Origin of the sequence: Fibrobacter sp. UWH9, assembly GCF_900129715.1 — a bacterium.
GTDB lineage: Bacteria > Fibrobacterota > Fibrobacteria > Fibrobacterales > Fibrobacteraceae > Fibrobacter.
Window position 1 is genome coordinate 1 of record NZ_FQWP01000018.1, and the last position, 15,806, is coordinate 15,806.

The 15,806-nt window shown below is 49.3% G+C and carries 9 protein-coding genes; 2 read left to right on the forward strand and 7 right to left on the reverse strand.

Going from position 1 to position 15,806, the window contains the following annotated elements:
• The 4 genes from BUB94_RS12640 to BUB94_RS12655 form a co-directional block, all read right to left on the reverse strand.
• The coding region (locus BUB94_RS12640; RefSeq protein ID WP_073237620.1) for a fumarate reductase/succinate dehydrogenase flavoprotein subunit at positions 1–1,805 on the reverse strand (1,805 nt) is incomplete at its 3' end.
• 15 nt (positions 1,806–1,820) lie between these two features.
• On the reverse strand, positions 1,821–2,657 hold the full coding sequence (locus BUB94_RS12645) for a succinate dehydrogenase cytochrome b subunit (RefSeq protein ID WP_073158434.1): 837 nt from the start codon (positions 2,655–2,657) through the stop codon (positions 1,821–1,823).
• Between the two features lie 65 nt (positions 2,658–2,722).
• Positions 2,723–3,175, reverse strand: a complete 453-nt coding sequence (gene ndk / locus BUB94_RS12650) for a nucleoside-diphosphate kinase (RefSeq protein ID WP_073158432.1) — start codon at positions 3,173–3,175, stop codon at positions 2,723–2,725.
• 43 nt (positions 3,176–3,218) lie between these two features.
• Positions 3,219–5,297 (reverse strand): peptidyl-prolyl cis-trans isomerase, encoded by a 2,079-nt coding sequence (locus BUB94_RS12655; RefSeq protein WP_073237623.1) that lies wholly within the window; start codon positions 5,295–5,297, stop codon positions 3,219–3,221.
• A 228-nt stretch (positions 5,298–5,525) separates the two neighbouring features.
• Here BUB94_RS12655 and BUB94_RS12660 point away from each other — a divergent pair, with 228 nt between their 5' ends.
• Together BUB94_RS12660 and BUB94_RS12665 are read left to right on the forward strand one after the other, a co-directional pair.
• The gene (locus BUB94_RS12660; protein ID WP_073158426.1) at positions 5,526–9,422 is read left to right on the forward strand and encodes a translocation/assembly module TamB domain-containing protein; all 3,897 of its coding nucleotides are present in this window, start codon (positions 5,526–5,528) and stop codon (positions 9,420–9,422) included.
• Positions 9,419–11,422 (forward strand): BamA/TamA family outer membrane protein, encoded by a 2,004-nt coding sequence (locus BUB94_RS12665; protein WP_073237626.1) that lies wholly within the window; start codon positions 9,419–9,421, stop codon positions 11,420–11,422. Before BUB94_RS12660 ends, BUB94_RS12665 begins: the two co-directional genes overlap by 4 nt.
• A 21-nt stretch (positions 11,423–11,443) precedes the next feature.
• Here BUB94_RS12665 and BUB94_RS12670 read toward each other — a convergent pair whose 3' ends face one another.
• From BUB94_RS12670 to BUB94_RS12680, 3 genes are all read right to left on the reverse strand, one after another.
• Positions 11,444–12,268, reverse strand: a complete 825-nt coding sequence (locus BUB94_RS12670; RefSeq protein ID WP_073237693.1) for an ABC transporter ATP-binding protein — start codon at positions 12,266–12,268, stop codon at positions 11,444–11,446.
• 71 nt (positions 12,269–12,339) lie between these two features.
• Positions 12,340–13,623: a serine hydroxymethyltransferase gene (gene glyA, locus BUB94_RS12675; RefSeq protein WP_073237629.1), complete on the reverse strand. Its 1,284-nt coding sequence runs from the start codon at positions 13,621–13,623 to the stop codon at positions 12,340–12,342.
• A gap of 209 nt (positions 13,624–13,832) precedes the next feature.
• On the reverse strand, positions 13,833–15,671 hold the full coding sequence (locus BUB94_RS12680; RefSeq protein WP_139260221.1) for a cellulase family glycosylhydrolase: 1,839 nt from the start codon (positions 15,669–15,671) through the stop codon (positions 13,833–13,835).
• Between the last annotated feature and the right edge of the window lie 135 nt (positions 15,672–15,806).

The following is a 15,806-nucleotide window of genomic DNA, read 5'->3' on the forward strand; positions in this document are numbered from 1 at the left end:
AAGTGTTCGTCGTCACGCTTTGCTTCGCCTTCTTCGGTCTGGCTTTCTTCACGGAAGTGACCGCCGCAAGATTCTTCACGGTGGAGGGCGTCGAGAGTGAGGACTTCTGCGAATTCAAGGAAGTCAGCCAGACGGCCAGCACGTTCCAGGTTCTGGTTGAAGGAACCTTCGGAGCCAACAACGTTGACGTTTTCGTAGAATTCTTCGCGGAGTGCGGGGATTTCCTGGAGAGCCTTTTCGAGGCCAGCCTTGTTACGGGCCATGCCAACGTATTCCCACATGATGTTACCGAGCTGACGATGGATATCGTTAACAGTGCGGTGACCCTTGATGGAAAGGAGCTTGGAAATCTTTTCTGCGGTCTGCTTCTTGCAGTCTTCGAAAGCAGGATCAGATTCGGAAACCTTTTCCAGCTTGGTGCCTGCGAAGTAGCCACCGATGGTGAACGGAATCACGAAGTAACCATCGGAGAGGCCCTGCATAAGAGCAGAAGCGCCGAGACGGTTAGCACCGTGGTCAGAGAAGTTTGCTTCACCGAGAACGAAGCAGCCCGGGATGGTGGACATCAAATCGTAGTCAACCCACAGACCACCCATGGTGTAGTGGATTGCCGGGAAGATGCGCATCGGAACCTTGTACGGGTCTTCGTCAACGATCTTTTCGTACATCTGGAAGAGGTTACCATACTTAGCAGAAACGCCTGCAACGCCCATGCGCTTGATAGCGTCTGCGAAGTCCAGGTAAACTGCGAGGCCGGTGTTGCCTACGCCGAGACCGGCGTCGCAAACCTGCTTTGCGTTACGGGAAGCCACGTCACGAGGAACGAGGTTACCGAAGCTGGGGTACTTTTCTTCGAGGTAGTAGTAACGATCTTCTTCGGGGATCTGGTCCGGAGAACGCTTGTCGCCAGCCTTACGGGGAACCCAAATACGGCCATCGTTACGGAGAGATTCGGACATCAGAGTCAGCTTGGACTGCAGGTCTCCATGACGGGGCAAGCAGGTCGGGTGAATCTGAGTGTAGCAGGGGTTAGCAAATGCGGCACCCTTCTTGTAAGCGCGGAATGCTGCAGTGACGTTAGAACCCTGAGCGTTGGTGGACAGGTAGTAGACGTTACCGTAACCACCGGTGCAAAGGCAGACTGCGTCGCCAACGTGGCTTTCAAGTTCGCCAGTAACGAGGTTACGAACGATAATACCGCGAGCCTTGCCATCGACAACCACGAGGTCCATCATTTCGCGACGAGGAAGGAGAGTTACCTTGCCTGCTGCAACCTGGCGCATGAGAGCCTGGTATGCACCGAGGAGGAGCTGCTGACCGGTCTGACCGCGAGCGTAGAAGGTACGGGAAACCTGGGTACCACCGAAGGAACGGTTGTCCAGGAGGCCACCGTATTCACGGCCGAAAGGAACACCCTGAGCGACGCACTGGTCGATGATCAGGTTGGAGTTTTCGGCGAGACGATGAACGTTGGCTTCACGAGCGCGGAAGTCACCGCCCTTAACGGTATCGTAGAAAAGACGATAGACAGAGTCACCATCGTTCTTATAGCTCTTAGCAGCATTGATACCACCCTGGGCAGCAATGGAGTGAGCACGACGGGGAGAGTCCTGAATGCAGAAGGACTTCACATTGTAGCCCAGTTCTGCGAGAGAAGCTGCAGCGGAAGCACCAGCAAGACCGGTACCCACCACGAGAACGGTGAACTTACGCTTGTTAGCGGGGTTCACGAGCTTCAGTTCAAACTTATGCTTGGTCCACTTTTCTTCAATGGAACCACCAGGAATTTTAGAATCGAGAATCATTAGTTATGGTCTCCATTAAACGTTGGTGGAAATGATGCCGACAGAGGGAACGACGAAAGAAGTCTTAGCTTCGGAAGCGGCCTTCTTCTGTTCCAGCTGCTGCTGGAGTTCATGAGACTTGGCGCGGAGAGCTTCGGTTTCCGGCTGATGAGCGATGTAGCAGGAGAATGCAGCTTCAACAGCAAAGCCGATTGCAATCACGATGCTGTATGCAATGCCAATAACTTCGATAACCGGAGTCCACTTCTGGTGAGCAAGGCCGAGAGTCTGGAAAGCAGAAGAAATGGCATGGAACAGGTGGATGCCGATAACGAGCATGGCAACCAGGTAGAACACGGTCCAAACCGGGTTAGCAAACATGTCGATGGTGGTGAGCCACATGTCGCGGACGATTTCGCCGGCAGCGTTCTGGTACAGGTAGTGAGCACCGAACTTGAGGTTAGCGAGATGCTGGATGCCAAAGCCGAGAATGATAAGGCCGGTCCAGATCATGGTGAAGGTAGCGAAGGACTTGTTACCCTTGCGAGCGTTGACTTCGTAACCCACAGCGCCACGAGCCTTCTTGTTTTCGAGCTTCAGCAAAACGCCGAGACCGATATGGAGACCGAATGCAGCAACCATGCCCAGTTCCATGAGGTAAATCAACTTTACCGGGAAGTGGAGCGGGTTGAAGCTGGTCAGGAATTCAGTATAGGCATTGTAGGATGCCTGTGCTGCAGACTGATCAAAGTTCAGCAACTGGAGGTTGCCGCACATGTGGACGAGGATGAACAGAGCGAGGAACGCACCAGAGCATCCCATGATCTGTTTCTTACCAATGGAAGAGGTAAGGTACTTGATGATCCATTGCATTGTTTTGTGTCTCCTTGAGAGGGGTCTTTTTTTTGTTTGTAATTCTAACAGACCTTAAACTGCCATTAGAGGATGCAGCAAGCCTTCTTGCTTGCAGCTTCGTAGGCGTAGCGGTCTTCCTTCTTGAACCAGAAGTCCAGTTCGCGTTCTGCGGATGCAGGACTGTCGGAGCTATGGACAACATTTTCGGTCATGGAAGGAGCAAAATCGTAGCGGAGGGTACCGGGTTCTGCCTTAGCCGGATTGGTAGCACCGTTGATAGCGCGAACCTTGGCAATGGCATTTTCGCCACCCAGAGCGAGCATCACGGAAGGACCCTTAGTCATGTAGGCTTCCAGTTCCGGGAAGAAAGGCTTCTCGACGTGTTCGGCATAGAAACCGCGAGCGTCAGCAGAAGTCATCTGATGCATCTTGATAGCGCAGACGGAGAGGCCTGCAGCTTCGTAACGGGCAATAATTTGACCAATCAGGCCGCTCTTCACGGCGTTGGGCTTGATCATAGCGAATGTCATTTCCATAGGGTATACCACCTTTTATTGTGAGTACGTTAAATATAACTCTTTATTCTTCGGCACTGATTTTCTTCATCAAATCATCGGCCAATTTTCCATTAGATTCAATGTTCTGCACCAGCCAGTCCACCGACTCCTTCAGTTCGCTGTTCGGATATTTCTGTTGGAAAGTCTTGAGGACCTGGAGAGCCTCATCGTTCTTATTGAGATTCTCGCTCAAGATAAAACCGCGGCTGAACAAGGACTTTTCCGCTTCAGGGCTATCGGGGAAGATTTCGTAGCAAGCCTGATACTCCGCTTCAGCTTCTTCAAAGCGGCCTGTCTCGTTATAAATTTGAGCGCTTTCGTAGATAGCCAACTTCACAAGAGAATCGTTTTCGCCATAGGCAAAAATCAAATTGCGATAGGCTTCCAGGGCTTCATCATTCAAGCCTTCCTTACGCAAGGAATCAGCGTTGGCCACCAGTCGATCAGCCAAGATCGTAGGCTCCCATTCCTGGATACTGCTATCGTAGAAGTGAAGCACAGCAGACTGGTAACTTTCAGCAGCAAAGCGGGCTTCACTCATATCGCTCTGCATCCTCCAGTTCTGTCTGAAGAGGGCCGGAAGAGTTTGTTCGAAATCAAGTTTAAAGTAGCTAGATTTTTTACTCAGGAAATATTCGTGCCTAAGGATATTCATCGGGAACATTGCTGCGGCACGAACCTCACTGCGTCCCTGTTCAAAGGAATATTCCTGATGCACGGGGCTTCCATAACGTTCGTAGAAAGCCTTCAGGGAATCTTCGCTAACTTCTACGTTCTGACGTTTCTTAAAGAAGTAGTTATCGAAGATGAAATTTCGACGGGCTGCACGCACCAAGGCGCGGTATTCCCAGGTTTTATCCAGTTTCAAATTCAGGGCAGCCTTGCTGAACAGCAGTCTTTCTACAACCATGCTAAACAAGTGCTGATGGTTGCGAGCATTGACCTCGGCCATGAAATCCCTTTTGCAAATACGCTTCAGTTCCCCTTCAGTCAGCAAAGTTTCACCATTTTCAGACAGGAGAACATAGGAAGAATCCACATCAAAGAATTCTCCGCTAGCCAACCCCTGCTTGATAGAGGCTTCAACGCGATCAAAAGTCTTTTGTTTCGGCTGAACCAGGGAAGACAGATAGAATACGTGGTAGGCATTACCGACATCGGCCTTGATTACAGGCGATACAAAGCCTGCATCCTTGCCATTCAAGGCGGCACTCAAACCAGAAACCATGCCAATACCGTACGGCATGGCAAAGCCGTCCTTGACGTAGCCGACAAAGCCGCCTTCCTTGGCGGTAGCTTTATTTGCACTCTTTGTGGAAGCGATTTTCTTGAAATTTTCAAGGTCAGTGGTTTCGTTAAACAGGGCTGCCAGGGCAACGGAATCTGTTCCCTGCACATGATACAGCTCATAACCGGGGGCAGTCATGAACATATCCATATGCTTTTCGTAGAAAGCCTTCGGTTCCGGCTTAGGCAATTCATGGAACGTCACATGAAGGTCTGAGGCGAGGTTCCTTGCAATCTGTTCCTTGAGTTCAGAACGGTGGAGTTCAACGAACTTGGTCTTCCAAGTTATGGAATCTTCTCTGGACGTAGAGCCCATCAAGTGTTCTTTCAAGTAAGCGTTCAAGGCTTCCTTGGAATGAGACATATAGTATTCGCAGGCAACAATTCCCTGAATGACACTAAAATCAGGAAGGGGCGCCTCTTCAAACAGGCTGCGATGTTCGTCATAGAAATGACGAAGTTCCGGTTCGGAATAAGTAAGGCGTTCATTCAGGTAGAAACGCTGATAGACGGAAGCAAGCAGCTTGGGTTCAATCAAACCGAGAAATTCTTCCCATTCCTTGTTCAACTCGGGGAACTGTGTCAAAGCCTTGGAAACGACGGCTTCCTTCGCATAAACATTTTCGTAGAGACGCTTGTTCAAAGGTTCCTTGGAGGAAATGGAATTTTTCATCAAGAGAACAAGGTCTTCTCGATAGACGACTTCCTTATCAATGCGAGCAAGAATGGTATCCTTATCCCCCACACTGTTGCAGCCAGTCAAGGCAAACAGATTTAGGAGACTCACAGTAAAAAAGGCAAAGCGGAGTTTCATGTAACCTCTTGTTTCCGGCGGGCTCCAAAGCCCAATAATAGCGCACTGAATATAGTAATAATAATAGGTAAAAAAGCAAAATTTCCGCTCAAATTACAGGTGTGCGCCCGATATCGGAAAGCGACAATAAAATACTACACAAAAAAGCACTTGTGTACAAATTACGAGCCGTTTTCATAACTTGTTGACCATCAACGAATTATCGCATTTTCTATACTTGGACTCAGTTTGAAAAAACGCAAACAGACATTCTTTGGAACAGCATTTTTTGCAACTGCTGCAGTAGGCGCCATCGCTCTTGGCGTCTGGTTTGTTCATGCGTTTGTGGAACGCTACCTTTCCGCCCCACACACTTTTTCCGGGGTAACGATTACCCCCTACGGCCACAACGCGCAGTCCCTGTTAGAGCATTCCTTCGATTCCCTTTTCATTTCGACGGACTCTACCGAAGTAAAAATCATAAACCCTAACCTGGACATCACCATTCTTGGAGAAAACCGGGGGGTAAGCCTGAAAATGGACCATGTGGATGCATTCATCGCCATTCCACAAAGCGACACCCTTTCCGCGACAAAAGATACCACCAACCCTGCATTCCCCGACAACCTTAGATTCCCGGCAAACGTTTCAGTCAACATCGAGGACGCAAACATCAAGCTGTCCGACGGAAAGTCCTGGAACGCCAAGGGGCTCAGCGTACAGAACAACGGGGAATACGCGCTCAACGTAGGAATCAGGCAAGTCAACGGAGACTTCGTAAGCAACCCCGCCTCAGTCAAGATGAAAGGGGACTTCGCAGGGGCAAAGCTGACTTTAGAGGCAAGCGTAAAAACAAGCAAGGATTCCGTCCAGATCAAGGCAAACGTTCCCAAGAAGGACATGAGCCGAATCAAGGCGAAGACCAACATTTCTGTAAAGAACCCCGCCGAATGGTTGCCGTTCAAGCTCCCCGAAGAGATTCCTGAAATCGGTAAAATCGATGTCGTTGCCGAGGCAACCTTAGACACCCGAAAGGAAACGGTCTTCTACAACAGCACCATCCGCACACGAGTCGGAGCCCTGTGGCCGCTGGAACCGGAACGAGTGACAATCAAGGTCCAGGGAAATCAGGAAAAGATTAACGCCGACATTCTTCTGCAAAACGACGAAGGCGGCTCCATCCACCTTGCCGGAGATTTCGACACGAATCTTAACGGACACGTAGAAGGCAAGGTCGAAAACATGAGCGCCCTGTACGGACCGCAGATGATGCCTATGGACGTAGACATTCGTTCCGCCGACATAAACGACATGGTCATCCGAGCCTCCCTGGAAACAAGACAGGGGTCCTACGTCAATGGAACAATCGACTTGAGGGATTCCCTGATGATTACATTCATCGGAGACATCTCCCCTTACGAACCTTGGGCTCTGGACTGGACTCACGGAAACTTGACCTTGGGCGGAAGACCGCAACTTTACGGAACCTGCGACGGACACAAGCTCCGAATTCTGGCGAAGTTCGACACCGTTGCCTACGCCTATCACATGACGGCCGATTCCATGCAAGTCACCCTGGATCTTGACACCAAGGGAATTGATTTTTCAAAGGGTGTCATCTACACCCCGAATGAAACGTTCGATTTCGATGGCGACGTAAAATGGAATCATGAACGTCCTCACACCTCATGGAACATCACTCAACGACATGGCGGTAAGGCCAGCGCCTATATCGACATCGGAGATTCTATCGCAATTGATGTCAGCGCAGACAAGGCCATCATTGCAACAATACCCTTTGCGGATTTGTCCATATCAGACCGAATTAGAGGCCGCGTGAGCGGAATGTGGCATTGGAATATCGACGACTCCACTGGATTCGCCAACGTTACCATTGACGGCGAAGTGGCCGAATACAACATGGTTGCAGACGTAATCGCAAGACAGAATAAGGACACGATTTTCATTGACAGAGCCCATAGCATTTACAACAGGAATGAAGTAAACGCATACGGTTCATTCATATTGCCCAATGATTCGAACCCGGATTTCAAGCCCACTCCCTTCCTTCCCATCCAGGTTCTCGAAGCAAGTATTTCCTCAAATGACTTCAGTATTCCGCTCCTGCTAGAGCCACTAAACGACAGCACCTTCGCCTCCGGTATGCTCTCGGGCCAATTGTCGTTCAACCAGAATACAGGCGTTATGGGGAACCTGGACTTCTCCAATATCGAGTTTAACGACCTCTCGCCAGATTTGCTCCGAATCAAGAAGTTGAACATCTTTGCAGAAAAAGACAAGGTCGAGCTAAATTCCTATCTGGACATTGGCCGTGGTGGTTGGACAGGAAACACGCAGATAATCATCGATCATATTTTTGACGACAGGCGACACCTCAGTTTCTCTCATGGAAGTGACAATGGTGGCACTTTATGGTCGGAAGGCTTCATCGACAACGACTTGAAGTTCAAGGGTACCGTTGACGCAAACGGTTCCTGGTACATTCCCGGAACTATCAGCGAAATCACCAACACGGACCTCCATGTCGACATTACCGCAGACATCCGCAAGGGATTCAAGGGAATTACTGCAGACATCACCGCAGATTCCACTCGATATAACCCGCCCAAGATGAACGTTTCCTTCCCCATCAGTTTAAGAGGACGCATTGAAAACGGTCTACTGGACATTTCCTCCGCCAAGACAACCAATCGCAATAACGAAACTATCGAAGCTACATTAAAATTCCAACTTGACAGTCTAAAGCTTAATGCCATTGACGTTAGGTCAGACCGCTACACGATTGAGATGGACCAGCACAAGCTGGTTCTGGAAGGTATCAGCGGGCACCTTGAAGATGGAGACGAAAATCTCACCATAACCGCAGACATTCCAAAGATCACCTACAATTTTAACGATGACGTTATTGGACAGGCTGAAGCATTAGCCAGAGGCGACATTGCCTACATTATCCCCCATAGCAAGGCGGGCCAGATTCAAAACAACACCATCGCAGGAAACATCCTTATAGACAAACTCGTTTATTATCGCGATCTTGATATCGAAGTTACACCTTCGGCCATTGACAAATACATCGCCATGTTCAACAACGGCGTCGCCAAGTTAAAGAAAAAAGAAGTTCAAGAAGAAAAGCTCTCTACGGCAAGCCCAATCAATCTTTCACTTCATATTAGCGATTCCCAAAGGGATTCTGTTGGTATCGTGACACCGTTCGCTACCTTCCCCGTTACTTTGGACATCTGGGTCTTGGGCAATACCACAAGGCCCTTGCTCAGAGGTGACATTGCAAATACGAACAACGGATTTATCGGCATCCACGAAGTCTACGAATTCAACTTGAACTCCTTCCAAATTTCTTGGAACGATGTGCCCTGGCAAAAGGGCGTTATCGACGTAACCAGTAGCCAGGATCTTCCCTATTGTAACGAAAATTCAGAAAGCGTTAACGAAACCTGTCCTATCAATTTGGACATTCAGGGAACAATTACCAATCCCCAGCCCATGCCATCTTCGAATTGCGGTATCGAATCATCCCCTGCGGTAATTTACTACAACGTTCTCCTAGGCTGTATTGCAGACAAAGGCGGCGAATCCGCAGACTGGAACCGAATCGCAGGCAAGGCAATCGGCAAGGTTATTTCAACAACGGCAAACAAGACTCTTGGCGGCGACTACATTGGCGACATTGACATGAAGGTGATGCTGTTTGAAAACACCACCACCAGCGACAAGGATTCCAGCTACTTCAAGATTCCGGTTTCATTAGACCGCTGGGTAAAAAATTTGAGTCTGGTATTCGGCTATACCAAGGACCAGAGCGTAAACCCCACCTACGAACAATCCGTTCAGTTCGGAGCTAACTACACACTTCCTGTATTCCAGGAAGCTGAATACTCCCACAAGAACCACATTGCACCGGCATTATCACTTAACGCCCTATTAACCAGAAAGCAATACCTGACCAACTCCGGTACAGAACGCGACGATGACCGACTTGAAAAGAATATCGGCATCAACTATGTCTACCGTTATTGGAACCCCTGCTTGCTAGGAATCGGCCGTTGTGAAAGCATAGGTAGCCAGCATACCCAAAATCAGGATTCCAGGGAGGACACATCCAAATGAATAAATTTCTAATCCTCCTCTTGGCAATGATTGCGTTTTCATGGGCAGCAGACGATGTAAAGCATCCCTGGTTTGTACAAATCTCCGGAAACAAGGCGTTCTCTAATTACCAGTTAGAAGAACAGCTCGACGTTCCCGAAGAGTTCGGCCAGATGGACACCACAAAGCAAGACTTCCTCATGAGACTTTCTATAGAGAACATCAAGGCTCTCTATTACTCTAGAGGTTACTACAGCCTTGACATGGCACTCAACATCCGCAAGGACACAACCTCGGAAGGTATTGTCCAGAGAGGTTATATCATCCACATCCGAGACGGCGAACGTTACAAATTTAGCGGTGCAAAAATCATCGTTCCCGAAGAAGCAAAATTGGAAATTGACGAAAGCAAATTGAACATTTCAAAGGAAAACTATTACAACCAGGAAGACATCTCAGAAGACCTGCAGGAAATCCAGCGCGTATACCGCAAGGAAGGCTATCTTCACGCCTATCTTTCTTCCATTGAAATGTTGGATTCCCTACACAAGAAGATATTTGTCGAGATTACAATTACCCCAGGTGCCAAAGTCCTGATGGGAAACATGATCAGCACCAGCTTCCGTTCCGCCGACAAAAAACTGCAGGGGCCAACGGAAGCAGGACTTACGGATACCGCCTGGCTTTCAAGCCTATGGAAAATCGAACAAGGCGAACTGATTGACGGAAACCAGTACAATTCATTCAAGTCGAAACTGTTCTCGACCCAGTTGTTCACTCAGGTAAAAATGAGCGACACCCTCCGCGAAGACGGTCTGTCTGACGTATATCTAAACGTAACGGAGCGTGTACCCGGCGAAACTCGTTACGGATTCTTCTATGAAGAAATCTACGGATTCGGAGCCTTGGCCTACGCTCGTCACAAAAACTTCTTCGGTCACTTCCACGAATTTTCATCAAGTGTTCAAATTGCACAACACAAGCAGGAAGCCTCCATCGGTTACGCAAACCCGCTACTTTTCGGAACATCCGTAAGCTTTATTCCCACAGCAATCCGTTTCGACAACCGACTGACATTAAACCACGAAAAAATCACGCAGCCCGCCTACGATGACCGATACGAAGAACGCTACGAAATCATCAACCGAGGAGACATTACCTTCGGCATTACCAACCATATTAGATTCCGCGGCACGATCGATACCCGATACGTTTCCAAAGCCAAGGATACCGTACTTGTCGTAAGCAAGGAGAATTCAGGCACCGCAGACATCAGCGATACAGCAAGCCTCTCAAGTTCACAGGACTCTTTGCTAGAAACGCAAAATAAAGATAAGTTGCTTAAGCTAAAGGGTGAAATTGCCCTTACATTTGACTTTACCAACGACTATTTCAACCCCACCAAGGGAATCCGCCTTGCCCCCACATTCGGCGCAGGAACGAACTGGGACGGCGATCTGAAATCATTCAACATGAGAGGCGATCCCTACACCTACGGCGAAATAACAGCAAACGCCTACCTCCCCCTATTCTGGACATTTTTCGGAGCAATTAGTGGAAGTACGGGCCGCTTCTTCGCAAAGGCCCTGGAAGAAGACGCACGCATTTTCTACCAGGGCGGTTCCCGATCCGTTCGCGGTTATAAATTCAGACATATTTTTGCCAGCCGAGATTCTATCATCTACACAGGGCAAGAATCTTCCATCAAGGCAGACACAATCATCAACACAGGCCTTACCCCCACCTACTTCAGATTCAACGAAGAAATCCGCTGGATGTTCCCCTGGAAAGGATGGAGACACTGGCAACTCGTACAATTCTACGACTGGGCTAAAGTAACCGACGATGAAGACGACATCTACACATCAGCCCGAAATGAAAGCCTTGGCCTCGGAATTCGCTATAGTTGGCAATTCCTGACTTTCCGACTTGATTACGCCTTCAAGAAAAATTTGACCGATTGGAGTGCAGAAGGATTCGCCTGGAGCAGATTCGCCTTCGACCTATCCCACACGTTCTAAAGTCAAGACTAATATTCGGGATTAGACGTTCTCTTTATAGATATCCGCAAGAGAGGATCCCGCATACCTTATAGAAACCGAAGGAAGGCCAGCGCTTTCTAAAGCACGCTGAATCAGCTCCTGGGAAACATCCTGTTCAAAGGACAAGTCAAAATTTTTGCCCTTTTGCAAAGGAGAGTGCGCATTAGAAGGAGCTGCCCCCGCCTTCAGAATCTTGCCATGGTTCACAATGGCATAATCTGTAGCTTCCTGATCCATTTCGGCAAGGATATGGGAACACACAATGGCGGTGCCACCATCCCGTTTACGCCAATCCGCAATAAGGCGCCAAACCGTTTCGCGGGACATTGGGTCCAGATTAGCTACAGGTTCATCAAGAATTAATAACTTTGGATTATGAATCAGGGCTCGCAGGATTTGAACCTTCTGACGGTTCCCCAAGGAAAGAGCGGAAAGTTTCGTCGACAAGGCAGGCAACTCCAAGTCCCTGGCAAGGGATTGCAAACGGGTACCGCATTCGCCACAGCCGTACATGCCCGCAAAATACTTCACATATTCTTCAACGGAAAGCTTCGGGTAGACGCCAGGATTTTCAAGGAGAATTCCATAGGACTTGGGGTCAAGAAAGCCGTTAGGCCCGCGGAATCCTTCCGCAATATTCAAGGTTCCCTCATAAGACGCGAAACGACCGCAAAGCAATCGCAACAAGGTCGTCTTCCCCGCCCCATTGGGGCCCAGCAACGCAAAGAAACTCCCCTGGGGAATTTGAAGATTCACCTGGGAAAGAGCCTCTACAGCCGCCCTTGGATAGCGAAAGGAAACGTTTTCAAGCTTGATTGCGTCCATATTCAGAATATAGAAAAAAGACCCCAAGTCGCTCATAGACGACTTGAGGTCTTTTCAAAAGCGCGAAGCGCTTATGCGTAAAGCGGGTGCTTCTTGCAGAGGTCGATGATTTCCTGACGGATAGCCTTCAGGCCTTCTTCGTTGTCCTTGTTCTGGATGCAACGGTCGATGATCTGAGCCACCAGGCGGGAATCGTTTTCGTCGAAGCCACGGGTAGTGATGGCAGCGGTGCCAAGACGTACGCCGGACGGATCCATGGGCTTGCGAGTGTCGAACGGAATGGTAGAACGGCTGCAGGAGATGCCAACCTTTTCCATTGCGATTTCGGCATCCTTACCACCGATACCCTTGGAAGTCATGTCCACAACCATGAGGTGGTTGTCGGTACCGTCGGAAATGATCTTGTAGCCGAGCTTCATCAGTTCGTCGGCCATAGCCTTTGCGTTCTTGATGATGTTCTGGGCATAGGTCTGGAATTCCGGCTGGAGAGCTTCCAGGAAGGCAACAGCCTTACCAGCGTTGATGTGGTCATGGGGACCACCCTGCATACCCGGGAACAGACCTGCGTCGATTGCCTTGGGCAGGGAGACTTCCTTTTCTTCGCCCTTGACGATCTTCTTGATCATCTTGTCCTTGCACATGATGATTGCAGAACGGGGACCGCGGAGAGTCTTATGGGTGGTGGTGGTGACGATATCGAAGTAGGGAACCGGAGATTCGATTGCCTTACCAGCGATGAGGCCAGCAACGTGAGAAATGTCAGCCATGGTGAGAGCGCCGACTTCGTCAGCGATTTCCTTGAACTTCTTCCAGTCCAGGTTGCGGCTGTAAGCGGAGAAGCCAGCGAGGATCATGCGGGGCTTTTCCTTGAGGGCGATTTCACGGACCTTGTCCATGTCGATGCGGCCAGTTTCCTTATCCACTTCGTACTGGACGAAGTTGTAGAGCATACCGGAGAAGTTCACCGGATGGCCGTGAGAAAGGTGTCCACCGTGGTCCAGCTTGAGGCCGAGAACCTTGTCACCCGGCTTGAGAACGCCCATGTAGACAGCGGCGTTTGCAGGAGAACCGGAAAGGGGCTGGATGTTTGCGTGGTCACAACCAAAGAGCTGCTTGCAACGTTCGATTGCCAGGGCTTCCATCTTGTCGATCACTTCGTTACCACCGTAGTAGCGCTTGCCAACGTAGCCTTCGCTGTACTTGTTGGTCAGCACGGAACCCATAGCTTCCATGACGGCCTTGGAGGTGTAGTTTTCGGAGGCGATCAGTTCGATGCCATATTCCTGACGTTCGGCTTCTTCCTTGATGATGTCGAAGATTGCCGGATCGGTCTGCTGCAGAGTAGATTTAAGCATTAGTAGCTCCTTTGAGTTTACGGACGTAAAAATAGTATTTTAAGGCCGTTTTTTAAAGATTTTTGCCGTTTTTTGCTTCATTTCGCCTATCGCTTTCGTAATCCATTGACTTTCAACAAGTTACGAAAAATTAGACGTTCCTAGGGATTTTCAATACACCACCTAAAAGCAAAAAAGCGCCCTTTCGGGCGCCATTTTAGCAAATCGTATTATCGGAGGTTCACCTTTCGGGTCATGTTCACCGCACCGGAACGGACTCTGACAATGTAGTTGCCACTGGGAACTGCGGACAAGTCAGCAGAACCAACCACATTCTTCAGGCGGACCATGGGACGACCTTGCAGGTCAAACAAATCCACATCGGCGGAGGTTACGCCAGCGATGTTCAGCATGCGGCCAGCCACAGCCACGGTGATATAGGACTTCTGGACAGCAGCCAGGGCCGCTGTAGCAGAGCTTGCCGGAGCCTGGGAATCACTGGAAGCGATTTCTGTACCGGCGGCAACGACCTTCACGTTCAAGGTCAGCTTTTCACCGTTAACGGTAAAGGTATCCGAGTAATCACCCGTATTCAAATACTGATCGATTGCACCACCCTGGGTACTGATAGTCACCTTATCCCCTTCCTGTTTGACCTGGAGGAAGTAAGCTGAGTAAGTATCGCGATTGAAGCTGCTCACGCCAGTAATGGTAATGGTGTTAAAGGTACCGCCCTGAGCCACAGTCTGATTCAGGCTACCGGAAACATTTGCGCCGCCGGTAACAGTCTGGCTAGCACTGGAAGTAATCTGCTGCTGGGCGCTGGAGTTTGCGACCTGCTGTTGAGCGCTGCTTGACTGAGCCTGCTGCTGAGCACTAGAACTTGCGATCTGCTGCTGGCTGCTGGAGCTGGCAATCTGCTGCTGGCTATCAGAAGACGGAGCAGAAGAACCGTCGCAAGCCTTATAAGTTGCCGGCAATGCAGCAAATACGTTCTCGTTTGTCCAGCTACCGCTTTCGGTATAGCTCCACTGGCTAGAAGGAGTACTTGCAGAAACACCGGTAGTGAAGTAGGAAGCCGTTTCAGCCTTGTTGGACACAGACCAGTTGGCACCGGAGAGCTGGTTGGTCTTCATCCAGTTGTACCAGGTAGTACTGTAGCTTTTAGTAAAGCCGCCATCGCCACTGGGACCAGAGTTACCCCATTCCGTAACGAACACAGAGTAACCCTTGTTCATCATATTTTCGGGATTCTTGCCAAGTACATCCACCTTGTGAGTCCATTCGGAATTCTGGACTTCTTCACCTGCGTAATAATGAAATGTATAGGCAACATTCTTGTCGTTAATAGGCTGAACGGCCGCAGCATCTACGTACTGATCGTAATATGGCGTACCAACAACAACCAGGTTGTCGGAATATTTACGAATCTCAGAAATGACGGCATTTGCATAGGGATAGATGTTAGATTTCCAGTAATTCTTTGCTTCTGCAGCATCGTACCAAGGATTTTCTTCGTTGCAATCACCATGCTTGGGTTCGTTATAAATTTCGAAGATTACGTTGTCGTACTTGCCCCACTTCTGAGCCATCTTGCCAAAGAACTGAGTTGCACCTGCAGTATTCTTTTCGGCGCAATGGGAATGATAGTCGATAAGCACGTAGATATCGTTATCGATAGCAGCCTGGACAACGGCATTCATGGCGGTTTCGTGCATGGCATTGGTGTAGTAGTTGCCAACATCATCTTCCCAGGAGCCATCAACACCCATGGGAGCACGAATCAGCTGGATCTTGTGCTTATCCACCAGGCCCTTGATGACGTCTCCGTTCCAGAAATTAATACCGGCAGTTTTCGTCATGGACCAGAAAAGGCTCATACCCTGAACAGCGACTTCGTTGCCGCTGGTGCTGTAAGCCGGGCAGCTACCGTAAATACGGCCCTTGCCTGCGGCGTTCTTGCCAGCCTGAAGCTGACCATACTGAGAAACGGGACCGACGCGATTTGCGCCAAATGCCATAGTGGCAAGACCTGCGGTCATAAGACCCAATGCGATAATCTTCTTCATAACATCCTCATACACTAGGGTGAATCCCAATCATCCTAACAAAAAGATAAACGTACAAAGAAAATTTCGCACGGGTTATCAAAAAGCAAACTCAAACAACTGTACTAGCTGTTTGAGTATTTTTTGATACACATC